The following is a 14050-nucleotide window of genomic DNA, read 5'->3' as shown; positions in this document are numbered from 1 at the left end:
ATTCTGGCGGGCCTGTTGCCCGCCGGTACACAACTGCCTTCACTCACCGGTCCGCACCTGGGCGGACGGGTGAACGTTGCCATGCTTACTTGTTGACCTTGCGCTCTGCACACATCAGGTCGGCTTCTGCAGCGAGTTCATCGCCCACATACGCCTTGGCCTGATATTTGTAGATGCCGCGCTTCTGGGCCACCATCTCGACGCACAGCGTGAGCTGATCGCCAGGCAGCACCTGACGCTTGAAACGGGCGTTATCAATGCCGGCAAAGAAATACAGAGTGCCGTCAGAAGGCATGCGGCCTTCAGACTTGAACGAGAGCACACCGGCGGCCTGGGCCAGGGCTTCCATGATCAGCACGCCAGGCATGACCGGGTAACCGGGGAAATGACCCTGGAAGAACGGTTCGTTGATGGTCACGTTCTTGATGGCCTTGATCGATTTGCCCAGTTCCAGTTCGATCACACGATCGACCAGCAAAAACGGGTATCGGTGTGGCAGATACTTGACGATATCGTTGATATCCATCGTCTCGCTCATTATTCCTCCTGCGCGTCGCGCGCCAGCAAGGCGGCGACCTGTTTCTCGAGTTGTTTGACCTTGTCGTTCGTGACTTCAAGGCGCCGCAGATGCACGGCATTTCTGGCCCACTGGTCTTGCGGGGCCGCCGGAATGGGGCCGCCGTAGACGCCAGGCTCACGTATGCTTTTGGTGACTGCAGTGGCGGCCAGCACGATGGTGCCGTCTGCAATCTCCAGGTGTCCGCCGATCATGGCCGCGCCGCCAATCTGGCAGCGCGCACCAATGCGTGTCGAGCCGGCAATGCCCACACACGATGCCATGGCGGTGTGTTCACCAATCTGGCAGTTGTGACCAATCATGATCAGGTTATCGATGCGCGCGCCGTTGGCGACAATCGTGTCTTCCAGGGCGCCGCGATCAATGGTGGTATTCGCACCGATTTCGACATCATCGCCAATGATGGCACGGCCCAGTTGCGGAATTTTTTCCCAATGGTCGCCAGCCCAGGCATTGCCGAAACCGTCCGCGCCAATTACCGCGCCCGGATGCAGAATCACGCGCTCGCCAATAATGCACTCTGCCATCAGGCAGGATTGCGGATACATGCGTGCGCCCGCCCCTACCTGGGCGCGCTCACCTACGTACGCCTGCGGCATGATGACGGCGCCGGCACCAATCACCGCACCGGCACACACGGTCGCGCCCGGGCCAACTTCGGCATCGGCCGCCACGACAGCGGTTGCATCGACATACGCTGCCGGATGAATGCCAGCGCGTACCGCTGGTGCCGGATGCAGCAAGGCAGCAGCGCGCGCGTAATACAGGTACGGGTTGTCGGTCACGATGTGCGGCAACGTCACATCTTCGGCATCGGCCGCCTTGAGCAGCACGCAGGCAGCCTTGCACTCGACCAGCAGATTCTTGAACTTCGGGTTGGTCAGAAACGTCAGCGCGTCTGGCATTGCGCCTTCCAGCGACGACACGCGTGTGACGTCGGCATCGGCGCCACGCAGTTCACCACCCAGTTTTGCTACGAGTTGGGACAAACGCATAGTCAGATCACTTACTTGTCCGCCAGGGCCTTGAGCACCTTGTCGGTAATATCGATACGCGGGCTGTGGAACGCCGCTTCCTGCAAGATCAGGTCAAACTTTTCAGTATTGGCGATCTGCTGTACCGCGTTGTTCACGCGCTCCTGAATGCCCGCCAGTTCTTCATTGCGGCGGGAGTTCAGATCTTCATTGAGTTCGCGCGACATGCGTTGGTAATCAAGGTTGAGCTTGACCAGCTGACGCTCTTTGTCTTTACGGTCGGTGTCGGACAGACCACCTTTGTCGAGCACCAGTTGCAGCGATTTACCCTGATCGGCGATCTTCTGCACATCGGCACGACGGCCCTCGAACTCTTTCTCCAGTCGCTTGGTTGCGCGCTGCGCCGGGGCCGAATCACGCAGGATGCGATCTACATCCACAAAACCGATTTTCAGCGCAGGGTCAGCCGCCCGGGCCACACCGCAAGCCAGCAGCAAAACACACAGAAAGATACCAGGCAGTCGTGCAAATTTCATGCTTTAACCTCGTTCAAACCCGAAATCAGAAGATATTCCCGATCTGGAACTGGAAGGATTCCATCTTGTCGGACTCGTCTTTCTTGAGTGCCTTGGCCAGCGAGAATTTCAACGGACCAATTGGCGACACCCACGAGAACGACGCGCCAGTGGAGTAACGCAGGGTACCGGCCGGCACATCGTCCGTCGGGCCGCGCACGATACCGGAATCCAGGAACAACGACAAACGCGTGCTCTTGTCATTCTTCAGGCCCGGCATCGGGAAGAACAGTTCCAGGCTGTTGGTCAGCATGCGATTGCCCCCCATACCGTCGCCGTTCTCATCCTTCGGACCAATCGTACCGTACGCAAAACCGCGCACCGAGTTCACGCCACCAGCGTAGTAATTCTTGAAGAACGGATAAGTTGCGTTGCCGTAGCTGCCACCATACCCGCCTTGCAGGTTCCATTCCAGCGCAGTGCCTTCATCGCCAAACGGAATCCAGAACTGGCTGGTCGCGCCCAGACGGTAATACTTCAGGTCAGACGACGGCACAGCGGCTTCGGCCGAGGTGCTGAAGTTCCAGCCACGCGTCGGGTACGATGCGCTGTCCCGCGTGTCGCGGCCAAACTTCATGTTGACGCTGAACGTACCGGTCTTGGAACCATATTCGTTCACGAAATCGTTCACGTACTTCGGCGTGTTGGCGTTGGTGATGATTTCCAGGTTGTCATAGGCAAGGCCCATGCCCACCGAGTTGAATTCGGTCACCGGCAAGCCGAAGTTCAGCGCGCCACCCCAGCCGCTGGTGGTGTAGTTACCCAGGCTGTTGTACGACGGATCGGTGTCGCGCTTGTAGAAGTTCCAGCCCATCGAGATGCCGTCAACCGTCGCGTACGGGTCACTCAGGCCCAGCGAGTACACGCGCTGTGCGGAGCTGTTGTTGAATTCTGCAGAGAATGCCTTGCCGCTACCCAGGAAGTTGGTCTGCGACACGGAGGCAATCAACACCACGCCTTCGGACTGACCGTAACCCGCACCGATGTTGAACTGGCCGGTTTTCTTCTCGGTCACCTTGACGTTCATGTCCACCTGATCGGGCGACTCTGGCACCGGCGGTGTGTCAATGGTGACTTCCTGGAAGTAATCGAGCTGGTTCAGGCGTTGCTTGGAGCGGTCCACCTTGGACGCGTCATACTGCGCCGATTCCAGCTGACGCAATTCGCGGCGCACCACTTCATCACGGGTCATGGTGTTGCCGGTGATGTTGATGTTGCGCACATAAACCTTGCGGCCCGGATCCACGTAGAACGTGAACGAGACCGTGTGGTTCACCTTGTCGACTTCCGGCACGGCGTTCACGTTGGCGAACGCGTAACCGTCATTGCCCAGCTTGCCGGAAATAACGGTCGTTGCCTTGGTGATCTTGGAGCGGTTGAAAATATCGCCCGGCTTGATGTTGACGATCTTTTCCAGCTCAGCCTGCGACAGGGTGCTCTCGCCGGCAAACTTGATATCGCTGATGGTGTATTGCTGACCTTCAGTCATGTTGATGGTCAGGAAGACGCTTTCCTTGTCTTCACCGATCGCCACCTGGGTGGAGTCAATGTTGAACTCCAGATAGCCGCGATCCATATAGTAGGAACGCAGGGTTTCCAGGTCGGCAGTCATCTTCTGGCGCGAGTACTGGTCATCACGCGTGTACCAGCTGAACCAGCCCGGCGTGGACATGCTCATTTCGTCCAGCAGCTTGCTTTCCTTGAACTCGTGCGCACCCACCAGGTTGACCTGCTGGATGACGGCAGTAGCGCCTTCGGAAATATCAAACTGGACACCGACACGGTTACGCTCAAGGCGGGTGGTCGAGGTCTTGATCTGCAGCGAGTAGCGGCCGCGCGAGTAATACTGCTGCTTCAGTTCCTGCACGGCGGCATCAAGCACGCCCTGGTCAAAAATGCGGCCTTCAGCAAAGTTCTGGCTCTTGAGCGCGGTCTTGATCTGGTCTTTGTCCAGCAACTTGGCGCCGTTGATGTTGATCTGCGCGATGGTCGGACGTTCGTCCACCGTCACGATCAGCACGTCGCCGCTGCGCTCAAGGCGCACATCGTTGAAAAAGCCGGTTGCGTACAGTGCCTTGATGGCCTGCTGCGCCTTATCGTCATCCAGGCTCTCGCCCACCTTGACCGGCAGGTAGTTGAAGACCGTACCGGCGTCAGTGCGCTGCAGGCCCTCTACCCGGATATCCTTCACCACAAAAGCATCGATGGCCCAGACAGGAAGTGCACTGAAAGACAATGCTGCGCCAAGCATCAAGGAAAGCGGTTTTAATTTCATTGTGTCGGATCGGAAACTGGCAGTACTCAGCCAGAGATAAGTCGGAAGAAATCGTTATATAGCGCTAGCGCCATTAACCCGGCAATAAACGCAAGGCCCAACCGCATGCCGAACGCTTGTACCCGCTCAGGGACCGGCCGTCCGGTCACCAGTTCGGCGGTATGATACATCAAATGGCCGCCATCCAGCAGCGGCACGGGAAGCAGGTTCAGAACAGCCAGGGAAAGACTGATCCGCGCCAGATTCTCGATAAAGGGCAACAAGCCCATTTCGGCAGAACGGCCTGCCAGGTCCGCCAGTGTGACCGGACCACCAATCTGCTTGACAGAGACGTGGCCCACAATCATCCGGCCAAACATCTGCAAGATGAATTTGACGGTATCCACCACCTTGGTTGCGGCGGCGCCAATAGCGTCAACCGGACCATACCGCAACTGCATTTGTTGCGCTTTCCAGCGCGCCTCATCCAGCCGGGGCGCCAGCCCCAACTGGCCAATATGCTGACCTTTGACGACGATCTCGTGCGGTGTCACGGTTTTGCTGATGTGTTCGCCATGCCGGTCCAGCACCAGTTGCACTGGCTGGATCGGATAATGCGCCACCGCCTGCTGCAAGGCGCTCCAGCTTTGCAACGGCTTGCCGTTAAGCGACACGATGCGATCGCCCGCCTTGATGTCTGCCTGCGCGGCGGCACTGTCAGGCGCCACCTGCCCGATCACCGTGGTAATCGGCAGCGGCGAGATGCCAAAACGGTCAATCAGATTTGCGTCAATCTCGCCCAGGCTGGTTCTGGCCGGGTCAACCGGCAAGGTGACATCACCCGACTGGCTGTGCACGGCAATGTCAAAGGGTTCGTGCTTGCTGGCTGAATCAATCAGGTTCTCGGCCAGATCGTCCCAGGTATTCACCGGACGATTGCCGATTGCGTCAATGCGATCACCCGCCCGCAGGCCGATCTGCTGCGCCACCGAACCGGCCGTGACGTCGGCAAGGACGGGTTTGAGTGTGGTCACGCCAGAAACAAACAGCACCCAGTAGAACAACAAGGCCAGCAAAAGATTGGCGACCGGGCCAGCCGCAGCGACGGCCATTTTTTTCAGCGGATGCTGCTGGTTGAACGAGCGCGGCAATTCTTCCGGTGTAACCGGCCGCTCACGCTCATCAAGCATGCGGACATAACCCCCCAGGGGCACGGCGGCAAGTTGCCAGGTGGTCTCGCCGCGCTGCCAGGACAGCAGTTTTTTGCCAAACCCGATGGAGAACGTGAGCACCTTGATGCCGCAACGTTTGGCTACCCAATAGTGACCCAGCTCGTGAAAGGTCACCAGGATGCCAATCGTGACAACAAAGGCCAGTATCGAGATCAATACGCTCATGGCGTCAGCTTTGCGCCGCCAGCCAGCGCTGTGCAGTCAAGCGCGCCAGTGCGTCCGCTTGCTGCAGGGCTTCCAGCGAGTCGGCCTTGCAGTCGCCCACGCAGGTGGCCAGCACTTCTTCAATCAGCACCGGAATGCGGGTGTAGCCCAACTGGCGATCAAGGAAAGCGGCAACGGCGATTTCGTTGGCGGCATTGAGCACCGCTGTAGCAGCGCCGCCCGCGCGCAGGGCTTCAAACGCCAGACGCAGACACGGTGTACGTACCAGGTCCGGCGCTTCGAAATCCAGCCGCCCGACGCTGAAGAGATCCAGCGACTTCACGCCGGACTCCACTCGCTGCGGGTAAGACAAACCATAGGCAATGGGCGTGCGCATATCCGGCGTGCCCAACTGGGCCAGCACCGAGCCGTCGGCGTACTCCACCATGGAATGGATGATGCTCTGTGGGTGAACCACCACAGTAATTTCATCGGGCGCGGCATTGAACAGCCAGTGCGCCTCAATGACCTCCAGCCCCTTGTTCATCATGGTGGCGGAGTCGACGGAAATCTTGCGGCCCATGGACCAGTTGGGGTGCTTGACCGCTTCTTCTGGCGTGACATCGACCAGCGTTTCCAGCGCACGGGTACGGAACGGGCCGCCCGAGGCCGTCAACAGGATGCGCTTGACGCCGGCCTGCGCCAGCGTGCCGCGATACGGGTGTTCACGGTGCGCACGCGGCAGCACCTGAAAGATCGCATTGTGTTCACTGTCGATGGGCAGCAGCTCGGCGCCACTGGCGTTGACGGCATCCATGAACAGTTTGCCGGCCAGCACCAGCGTTTCTTTGTTGGCCAGCAGTACGCGCTTGGCGGCACGGGCGGCGGCCAGTGTCGGACGCATGCCGGCTGCGCCGACAATCGCCGCCATGACCATGGTGACTTCCGGCGCCGTCGCAACTTGCTCCAGCGCAGCTTCACCACACAAAACCTCAGTCTGGCAGCCGGCTTGTTTGAGCAGGCCGCGCAGATCTTCCGCAGCCTGATCATCCAGCACCACGGCATAACGCGGTGCATGCTGACGGCATTGCTCTGCCAGTTTTTCCAGCTGGGTTGCGCCGGTCAGCGCATAGACGCGGAACTGATCGGCGTGACGGGCGACCACATCAAGGGTACTGACCCCGATGCTGCCGGTAGAGCCCAGCACGGTCAGCGTTTGGATTGCGCTCATGGTTACTGCCCGAAATTCGTTTTATCGATATGGATTGGCAAGGCGGCGCTAAACGCTCACGCCTGCATCAGCCACGGCCAGGCAAGCGCGGCCACCGGCAACAGGGCGATCAGGCTGTCCACGCGGTCAAGCACGCCACCGTGCCCCGGCAGCAACTGGCTACTGTCCTTGATGCCCGCCTGACGCTTGAACAGGGACTCCATCAAATCACCCACAATGGACACAGCGGTCAGGCACCAACCGGCCAGCAGCATTTTCCACCAGGAAATGCCGACGACATGCCCCATGACCACTACATAAATGCCGACTGCGACCAGCGCGCCTGCCACGCCTTCCCAGGTTTTACCCGGGCTGATGGCCGGTGCCAGCTTGTGCTTGCCAAATGCCTTGCCAGAAAAATACGCCGCGGTATCGGCCACCCAAGCCACGACCATTACGGCCAGCAGACCGGTTGCATCAGCCTGCGCCCGCAGCGCCGCCAGCGCAATACCTGCGGCGACGAGTAACAGAATACCAGGCAAGGTGCCTTTGAGCGCAGTGCGCTGCAAAGGCCAGCGAAAGCGCAACCATAAGGGTGCAATCACAACCCAGAAAACGGCCGCAACCGCCAGGATCGGCAGCACCCAGGGCTGATGAAATACAAAAAACTCACCCGGCGCCAGCGCCACCACCAGTGCGCCAACAATCACACCCAGCCCGATGCGGCCAAAGCGCGGCAGATTGCACAAACCACCCCATTCCCACGCGCCCAGCGCGGTGACCACGGCGGCAAATATCACCCAGCCGGAATGAGGCAGCAAATAAAGCGCGCACAGAACCAGCGGTATCAATACCAGTGCAGTCAGAACTCGGGTAATCAACATTTCAGGAGGCCGCGCTTTGAGGATGCAGTTGTTCGCTGATGCGGCCGAACCGGCGTTCGCGCCCCTGATACCAGGCCACAGCCTCGGCCATCGCGTTGTAGTCGAAGTCTGGCCAGAGCATGTCAGTGAAATAGAGTTCGGCGTAGGCCAGTTGCCACAGCAGGAAGTTACTGATGCGGCGCTCGCCGCCAGTGCGGATAAAGAGGTCAGGCTCAGGCGCGTAGGCCATGGCAAAGTACGGCGTCAGGTCAGATTCTTCAATCCGCTGCCCTACAAGCTCCGGCCGGTCTTTGAGCATGCGCTCGGTAGCTTGCAGGATATCCCAGCGACCACCGTAATCAGCGGCGATGGAGAGCGTCACACCGGTGTTGTCTGCCGTGCGCGCTTCTGCCGATTCAATCCACTGCACCAGTTCCGGCGCAAAGTGGCTGCGGTCGCCCACAATCTTCAGGCGGATGCCGTTCTCGTGCATGCGGTCCACCTCAGACTGCAACACCTTGAGAAACAGCCCCATCAGGAAAGAGACTTCATCGGCCGGGCGGCGCCAGTTCTCGCTGCTGAAAGCAAACACCGTCAGATATTTGACGCCCAGCTTGTCGCACGCCTTGACGGTGGCGCGCAGTGCGTCCACGCCCTTTTTGTGTCCGAAAACACGCGGCATCAGGCGCTGTTTGGCCCAGCGCCCGTTGCCATCCATGATGATTGCAACGTGACAGGGAATGCCGGACGACTCGTCCGGCGTATCCAGCGTGGAACTACGAAAAATACTCACCCGTCACCTCTACGAAGACTTTCGACAACCGTCACGGCTACTGCAGACTTTAAACAGTCAGCAGTTCCTTCTCTTTTTCTGCCAGAACCTTGTCGATTTCGGCGATGTACTTGTCGGTCAGCTTCTGCACTTCGTCCTGGCCACGACGATCTTCGTCTTCAGAGATTTCCTTGTCTTTCAACAGGTTCTTCAGATCGTTGTTGGCGTCACGGCGGATATTGCGGGTAGATACGCGCGCGCCTTCGGCTTCGGTACGCACAACCTTGATCAGGTCTTTGCGGCGCTCTTCAGTCAGCATGGGCATCGGCACGCGAATCTGGTCACCATTGGTGGCCGGGTTCAGGCCCAGGTCGGAATCACGAATGGCCTTTTCGACCTTGCCAACCATGTTCTTTTCGTACGGCTGAACGGTAATGGTACGGGCGTCAGACAGCGACACATTGGCCACCTGGTTCACCGGCACCGGCGAGCCATAGTAATCCACCTGGATGTGATCCAGCAGGCCGGTGTGAGCACGGCCGGTACGCACCTTCAAGAGGTCGGTTTTCAGCGCCTCAAGGGTTTTCTGCATCCGGGTTTCGGTATCTTTTTTTATGTCTGCAATCATGATTTCAACCTCATCAAGAGTGACGAAGACTATCCGGAGTGGATACGGTCAGTCACTCCAAATCAAAAACCGGCCGCGTGAACACCGCAGCCGGCGAAAAAACACTGGGCCGTGCCCCGAAGTAACTTAGCAGTGTACCAGCGTACCTTCATCTTCCCCAAGTACCACGCGCTTGAGCGCGCCAGCCTTGAAGATGCTGAACACGCTGATGTTCATCTTCTGGTCACGACAGAGGGCAAATGCTGTGGCGTCCATCACCTTCAGATTGCGGGTAATGGCTTCGTCGAAGGTGACGGTGTGATAGCGCACCGCGTCCGGGTTCTTCTTCGGATCATCAGTGTAAACGCCATCCACCTTGGTGGCCTTGAGCACGATGTCAGCGCCGACTTCCATGCCGCGCAGGGCGGCAGCGGTGTCGGTGGTGAAGAACGGGTTACCGGTACCGGCACCGAAGATCACGACCTTGTTTTCTTCCAGGTAGCGGATGGCCTTGCCGCGAATGTACGGCTCGGCAACCTGCTGGATGGTCAGGGCGGACTGCACGCGGCTGACAATGCCGGCGTGGCGCATGGCATCTTGCAGGGCCAGTGCGTTCATCACCGTGGCCAGCATGCCCATGTAATCGGCCGTGGCGCGGTCCATGCCGGCGGCGGCCGGGGCTACGCCGCGGAAAATATTACCGCCACCGATCACGATGGCCACCTGCACACCCAGATCAACCACAGCCTTGATTTCCTGGACAATGCGCTCGATGGTGACACGGTTGATGCCGTAGCTGTCCTCACCCATCAGGGCCTCACCAGACAGTTTCACCAGGATGCGTTTGTATTTGGTATCGGGGCTCATTCGGGTTCCTTTTGTGAGGTATCTTGAGGATGGTGACGGGCCGGCTCTTGGCCAGCCGAAGTATGCACTTTGCAATGTTTTCAAAACATGGCGAAGCACACACCGGGCGAACAAACGCCGCGCGTCGCCGCGCGGCGTTGTTGTTTGATACTACCGACAAGCATGGACGCCGCCGGTTCCGCCCGCCTGACCTTCGTCTGAGCCTTTATAGCACAGCGAACGGCAAGCGGACGTGCTACGGGAATCAGACCTTGGCAGCGGCAGCCACTTCAGCGGCGTAATCCACAACCTTCTTCTCGATCCCTTCGCCAACCACGAACATGGTGAAGGCGTCGACCTTGGCGCTGTTCTCGGCCAGCAGTTTTTCAACGGTCTGGTCCGGGTTCTTCACGAACGGCTGGCCCAGCAGGGTCACTTCAGCCAGGTACTTGGTCACGCGGCCTTCAACCATCTTGGCAACGATATCAGCCGGCTTGCCCGATTCTGCGGCTTGCGCGGTGTAGATCTTGCGCTCGGATTCCAGCAGTTCTGCCGGAACCTGGTCTTTGGACACACACACCGGCTTGGAAGCGGCGATGTGCATGGCGATATCCTTGCCCAGTTGCTCGTCGCCACCTTGCAGGGCAACCAGCACGCCGATCTTGGAGCCGTGCAGGTAAGCAGCCAGTTGACCGGTGGTTTCGTAACGCACAGCGCGACGCAGGGTGATGTTTTCTGCCAGCTTGGAGATCACAGCCTTGCGGTGTTCTTCAACGGTAGCGCCATCAACAGTCACGTTAGCCAGGGCTTCAACGTCGGTCACGTTCGATTCAGCAACAGCCTTCACAGCCAGTGCAGCAAACGCCAGGAAGTTGGCATCCTTGCCCACGAAGTCGGTTTCGCAGTTCACTTCGATCAGCGCGCCGTGCTTCTTGTCGGCGGAGATGAATGCAGCCACGGTGCCTTCAGCAGCGGTACGGCCAGCCAGCTTGGAAGCCTTGTTGCCGGACTTGATACGCAGCGCTTCTTCAGCAGCCTTGATATCACCGTTCGCTTCAACCAGTGCCTTCTTGCACTCCATCATGCCCATGCCGGTCAGTTCGCGCAGTTCGCCGACCAATTTTGCGGTAATTTCCGCCATAGTGATTCTCCTGAAATTCGATTGTGACTGGATACTTGCGAAAAAGGGGCGCAACGCCCCTTTTTCATGCAGATTCTAGCGAGCTGAAATTACGCTTGCGCTTCAGCAGCAGCTTCCACAACTTCCTGCACAGCCTGGTTACGGCCTTCCAGCACGGCATCAGCCACGCCACGAGCGTACAGGCGGATAGCACGGGAGGAGTCGTCGTTACCCGGGATGATGTAGTCGATGCCTTCCGGATTGTTGTTGGTATCAACAACGCCGATCACCGGAATGCCCAGCTTCTGGGCTTCAACGATGGCACCCTTCTGGTAGCCAGTGTCGATCACGAAGATCGCGTCCGGCAGACCCTTCATATCCTTGATACCGCCCAGCGAGCGCTCGAGCTTTTCAACTTCGCGCTTGATGTCCAGCAGTTCTTTCTTGCCGTAGCCGTTGTTGTCATCAGCCAGAATAGCGGTCAGGTCTTCCAGACGCTTGATGGACTGCTTGACGGTCTTGAAGTTCGTCAGCATACCGCCCAACCAGCGGTGATCAACGAACGGCATGCCAGCGCGCTGGGCTTCTTCAGCCAGGATTTCGCGCGCTTGACGCTTGGTACCAACAAACAGGACAGTACCCTTGTTAGCCGACAGACGACGCACGTACTTCAGTGCCTCTTCGAACAGCGGCAGGGTCTTTTCCAGGTTGATGATGTGAATCTTGTTGCGTGCACCGAAAATGTACTGGCCCATCTTGGGGTGCCAGTAACGGGTTTGGTGACCAAAGTGGACGCCCGCTTCGAGCATCTGACGCATGCTGATAGACATAAAACTGAACTCCGATAAGGGTTATGGCCTACCGTCCGCGTTGCACGCCAGGGTCAGATAAATGGTTGACCCCTTGTGGCGCACCCTTAATGGCGGACCGGGAAGATTTCCGCGAAATGCGAAAGCGCAAGATTATAACCTGATTGTGACAACCGGCTCAAGCCACCCTGCGCGACTAAATTGCAGGGCGCCTTCAATGAGCGGCAACCCGCTCACATCCACTGGCCGCAACGACCTCGCACACACTGCGCAAACGCACGCGAGCGTCCTCTGCCAGCGCCTGATCTGCCATGGCCCCGGCAAGATCAAGCTGCAAGGCAAAGTCATCAGCCAGCCAGAGCGGGTTGGCCAGCGTCCGGTCCATGACAATTCCCTGCTGCAGCGCCTGCCAGCCAGCTGCCGGCTGCCCCTGCTGCAAGCGGATTTGTGCCACCAGGCGCAAAGCATGGGCGCGCTCTACCATGGGTACGCCCTCGCCCCGGGCCAGCACGCCATTCGCCAACCCCAGTGCGCCAGCGGCATCACCCTGTTGCAGGTGAATGCGCGCGTCCAGGTTATCCAGTTGCGGGGCGATGGCACAATCGGCACTGCAGACTGAACGGGCATGGGCCAGCGCAGCATCGGCCATCTGGGTATCCGGCATGGCCAGCAAGGCCAGTTGATACCCGGCCTGGGCGCGTTGCACTGGCCTGAACAAGGTTGAATCCATCGGTGCCAGCGTTTTTACCGCATTGGCTGGCTGGTGCATTTTTACCTGGGCATAGGCCAGACCCAGCCGCGCTTCGCCCTGCCCGCCCCAGTCATCCATGGCCTGAAACAAACTCAACGCGGCTTGCCATTGCACGGCGGCATCGTCCCAGCGTTGCTGCTGGCTGGCGCGATTGGCGTTCACCATGGCGCCGCGTGCCTGCGTTGCCAGCACTGATGCCGGCGTCTGCGGCGCGGGCGTGGTACTGCATGCGGCCAGCAGACCCAACAGCGCAGCGCCCGCCACCAGTCCACTCAAGAGATGGCGCATGACTTATTCCCCCCGGCTTTCCGGCACCGGCGCCGAGGCATCGGGCACGCTCACCCAGTTGCGGAACGGCCAGCTGCGCTGCGCGCCGCTCACCAGTTCATTACTGCCCTGCACCAGGTCGCCGGTATTGCGCACAATGGACGGCAATTGCGGTGCCACACCATCCACTGCCTTGCGGGCGGTGCTGGCCAGGGCTGCGGCTTCACTGGCCGTGCGGTTGGTGTTGTCCAGAATGGCCGGCAGATGTGCCGCGACTTCAGACGCCGCCCGGTCCGCCTGCGCCAGCACCTGATCGGCGCGGCGCGCAGCCTGCGTGGCTTGATCCAGCGTGGCAGGCAGGTCTTTGGCGGCAACTTGATCCAGATGCTGCAACACCTGATCCAGCGTTTTGCGGGTTTCGCGCAGCTCGGCGCTGAACTGGTTCAGGTTGGCAACGGTGGCGCGCACATCACCCTTGGGATCGTTCAGGTATTCCAGCGTGTCGTGAATGGAGTCGATGACCGGTATGGTGCGCTGACGCAAGTCAGCTGCGATTTCAGACAGGCCCATGGCGGGCGCAAACACCAGCTTGCCGCCCTCCTGAATGGGCGGCGCCGTGGCAGTACCCCCCGCGATTTCAATATAGTGATCGCCCAGAAAGCCATCTTGCTGCAGCAACGCGACCGAATCGGGCTTGACCCACTTCAGATAGCGGTTCTCTACCAGCAACTCGACATCGACCTTGGCCTGATCATTGAGCGCCACCCGGTCCACCACGCCGATCTTGAAGCCGGAAAACCGCACCTGCATGCCAGTGCTCATGCTGTTGCCGCTTTCCGCCACAAAAGACAGCCGGGTCTTGGGCGTGAAATAACCCTGACGGATGGCCAGCAGCACCACCAGCGCTACAAAACACAAAAAACCGGCAGCGATAAAAACACCCACGCGCCAGCCCAGCCATTGAAAGCGGGCGTCGGTGTCTTTGAGGTATTTAATGGGCATCAATGTGTCCAGCAATCAAACATGCGGTTCATGCCAACCGTTACTGG

Annotated in this window: 14 protein-coding genes; all 14 read right to left on the bottom strand. The window is 59.2% G+C overall.

The window, feature by feature from the left end; genetic code table 11:
• Positions 1-85 precede the first annotated feature (85 nt).
• Positions 86-538 carry a 3-hydroxyacyl-ACP dehydratase FabZ gene (gene fabZ, locus IEX57_RS03485; protein ID WP_229708659.1) on the bottom strand — a complete coding sequence of 151 codons (453 nt, stop codon included), beginning with the start codon at positions 536-538 and terminating at the stop codon, positions 86-88.
• Entirely contained in the window at positions 538-1572 is a 1035-nt protein-coding gene (gene lpxD / locus IEX57_RS03480) for a UDP-3-O-(3-hydroxymyristoyl)glucosamine N-acyltransferase (protein WP_229708657.1), read from the bottom strand. Before lpxD ends, fabZ begins: the two co-directional genes overlap by 1 nt.
• Before the next feature lie 11 nt (positions 1573-1583).
• Positions 1584-2087, bottom strand: coding sequence for an OmpH/Skp family outer membrane protein (locus IEX57_RS03475; protein ID WP_188702369.1), 504 nt, complete (start codon positions 2085-2087; stop codon positions 1584-1586).
• Between the two features lie 25 nt (positions 2088-2112).
• Positions 2113-4377: an outer membrane protein assembly factor BamA gene (bamA, locus tag IEX57_RS03470; RefSeq protein WP_229708654.1), complete on the bottom strand. Its 2265-nt coding sequence runs from the start codon at positions 4375-4377 to the stop codon at positions 2113-2115.
• Positions 4378-4427: 50 nt separating this feature from the next.
• Positions 4428-5777 carry an RIP metalloprotease RseP gene (gene rseP, locus IEX57_RS03465; protein ID WP_188702365.1) on the bottom strand — a complete coding sequence of 450 codons (1350 nt, stop codon included), beginning with the start codon at positions 5775-5777 and terminating at the stop codon, positions 4428-4430.
• Positions 5778-5781: 4 nt separating this feature from the next.
• Complete coding sequence (gene ispC / locus IEX57_RS03460) at positions 5782-6987, bottom strand: 1-deoxy-D-xylulose-5-phosphate reductoisomerase (protein WP_188702363.1); 1206 nt, start codon at positions 6985-6987, stop codon at positions 5782-5784.
• Positions 6988-7043: 56 nt separating this feature from the next.
• A complete protein-coding gene (locus IEX57_RS03455) occupies positions 7044-7850 on the bottom strand; it encodes a phosphatidate cytidylyltransferase (protein WP_188702361.1) in 807 nt (268 codons plus the stop codon).
• A 1-nt stretch (position 7851) separates the two neighbouring features.
• Entirely contained in the window at positions 7852-8547 is a 696-nt protein-coding gene (gene uppS, locus IEX57_RS03450) for a polyprenyl diphosphate synthase (RefSeq protein ID WP_373285155.1), read from the bottom strand.
• Positions 8548-8671: 124 nt separating this feature from the next.
• Entirely contained in the window at positions 8672-9229 is a 558-nt protein-coding gene (gene frr / locus IEX57_RS03445; protein ID WP_188702357.1) for a ribosome recycling factor, read from the bottom strand.
• Between the two features lie 126 nt (positions 9230-9355).
• Positions 9356-10075 carry a UMP kinase gene (gene pyrH / locus IEX57_RS03440; protein ID WP_188688034.1) on the bottom strand — a complete coding sequence of 240 codons (720 nt, stop codon included), beginning with the start codon at positions 10073-10075 and terminating at the stop codon, positions 9356-9358.
• A gap of 244 nt (positions 10076-10319) precedes the next feature.
• Entirely contained in the window at positions 10320-11195 is an 876-nt protein-coding gene (gene tsf, locus IEX57_RS03435) for a translation elongation factor Ts (RefSeq protein WP_188702356.1), read from the bottom strand.
• Positions 11196-11284: 89 nt separating this feature from the next.
• Positions 11285-12004, bottom strand: coding sequence for a 30S ribosomal protein S2 (gene rpsB / locus IEX57_RS03430; protein ID WP_188702354.1), 720 nt, complete (start codon positions 12002-12004; stop codon positions 11285-11287).
• A gap of 193 nt (positions 12005-12197) precedes the next feature.
• Positions 12198-13022, bottom strand: a complete 825-nt coding sequence (locus IEX57_RS03425) for a tetratricopeptide repeat protein (RefSeq protein WP_188702352.1) — start codon at positions 13020-13022, stop codon at positions 12198-12200.
• Positions 13023-13025: 3 nt separating this feature from the next.
• A complete protein-coding gene (locus tag IEX57_RS03420) occupies positions 13026-14003 on the bottom strand; it encodes an MlaD family protein (RefSeq protein WP_188702350.1) in 978 nt (325 codons plus the stop codon).
• Positions 14004-14050 lie beyond the last annotated feature (47 nt).

It is taken from the genome of Silvimonas iriomotensis, assembly GCF_014645535.1.
Lineage (GTDB): Bacteria > Pseudomonadota > Gammaproteobacteria > Burkholderiales > Chitinibacteraceae > Silvimonas > Silvimonas iriomotensis.
Note: the sequence above shows the minus strand (reverse complement) of the source record. Positions and strands in the feature narration are given on the sequence as shown.

What these genes read in the sequence shown, in the direction of transcription:
- pyrH (WP_188688034.1), bottom strand. Translation starts at nt 10,075, where the DNA reads ATGAGCCCCGATACCAAATACAAACGCATCCTGGTGAAACTGTCTGGT.
- IEX57_RS03455 (WP_188702361.1), bottom strand. Translation starts at nt 7,850, where the DNA reads ATGTTGATTACCCGAGTTCTGACTGCACTGGTATTGATACCGCTGGTT.
- lpxD (WP_229708657.1), bottom strand. Translation starts at nt 1,572, where the DNA reads ATGCGTTTGTCCCAACTCGTAGCAAAACTGGGTGGTGAACTGCGTGGC.
- rpsB (WP_188702354.1), bottom strand. Translation starts at nt 12,004, where the DNA reads ATGTCTATCAGCATGCGTCAGATGCTCGAAGCGGGCGTCCACTTTGGT.
- fabZ (WP_229708659.1), bottom strand. Translation starts at nt 538, where the DNA reads ATGAGCGAGACGATGGATATCAACGATATCGTCAAGTATCTGCCACAC.
- frr (WP_188702357.1), bottom strand. Translation starts at nt 9,229, where the DNA reads ATGATTGCAGACATAAAAAAAGATACCGAAACCCGGATGCAGAAAACC.
- IEX57_RS03475 (WP_188702369.1), bottom strand. Translation starts at nt 2,087, where the DNA reads ATGAAATTTGCACGACTGCCTGGTATCTTTCTGTGTGTTTTGCTGCTG.
- ispC (WP_188702363.1), bottom strand. Translation starts at nt 6,987, where the DNA reads ATGAGCGCAATCCAAACGCTGACCGTGCTGGGCTCTACCGGCAGCATC.
- bamA (WP_229708654.1), bottom strand. Translation starts at nt 4,377, where the DNA reads ATGCTTGGCGCAGCATTGTCTTTCAGTGCACTTCCTGTCTGGGCCATC.
- tsf (WP_188702356.1), bottom strand. Translation starts at nt 11,195, where the DNA reads ATGGCGGAAATTACCGCAAAATTGGTCGGCGAACTGCGCGAACTGACC.
- uppS (WP_373285155.1), bottom strand. Translation starts at nt 8,547, where the DNA reads ATGGATGGCAACGGGCGCTGGGCCAAACAGCGCCTGATGCCGCGTGTT.
- IEX57_RS03425 (WP_188702352.1), bottom strand. Translation starts at nt 13,022, where the DNA reads ATGCGCCATCTCTTGAGTGGACTGGTGGCGGGCGCTGCGCTGTTGGGT.
- rseP (WP_188702365.1), bottom strand. Translation starts at nt 5,777, where the DNA reads ATGAGCGTATTGATCTCGATACTGGCCTTTGTTGTCACGATTGGCATC.
- IEX57_RS03420 (WP_188702350.1), bottom strand. Translation starts at nt 14,003, where the DNA reads ATGCCCATTAAATACCTCAAAGACACCGACGCCCGCTTTCAATGGCTG.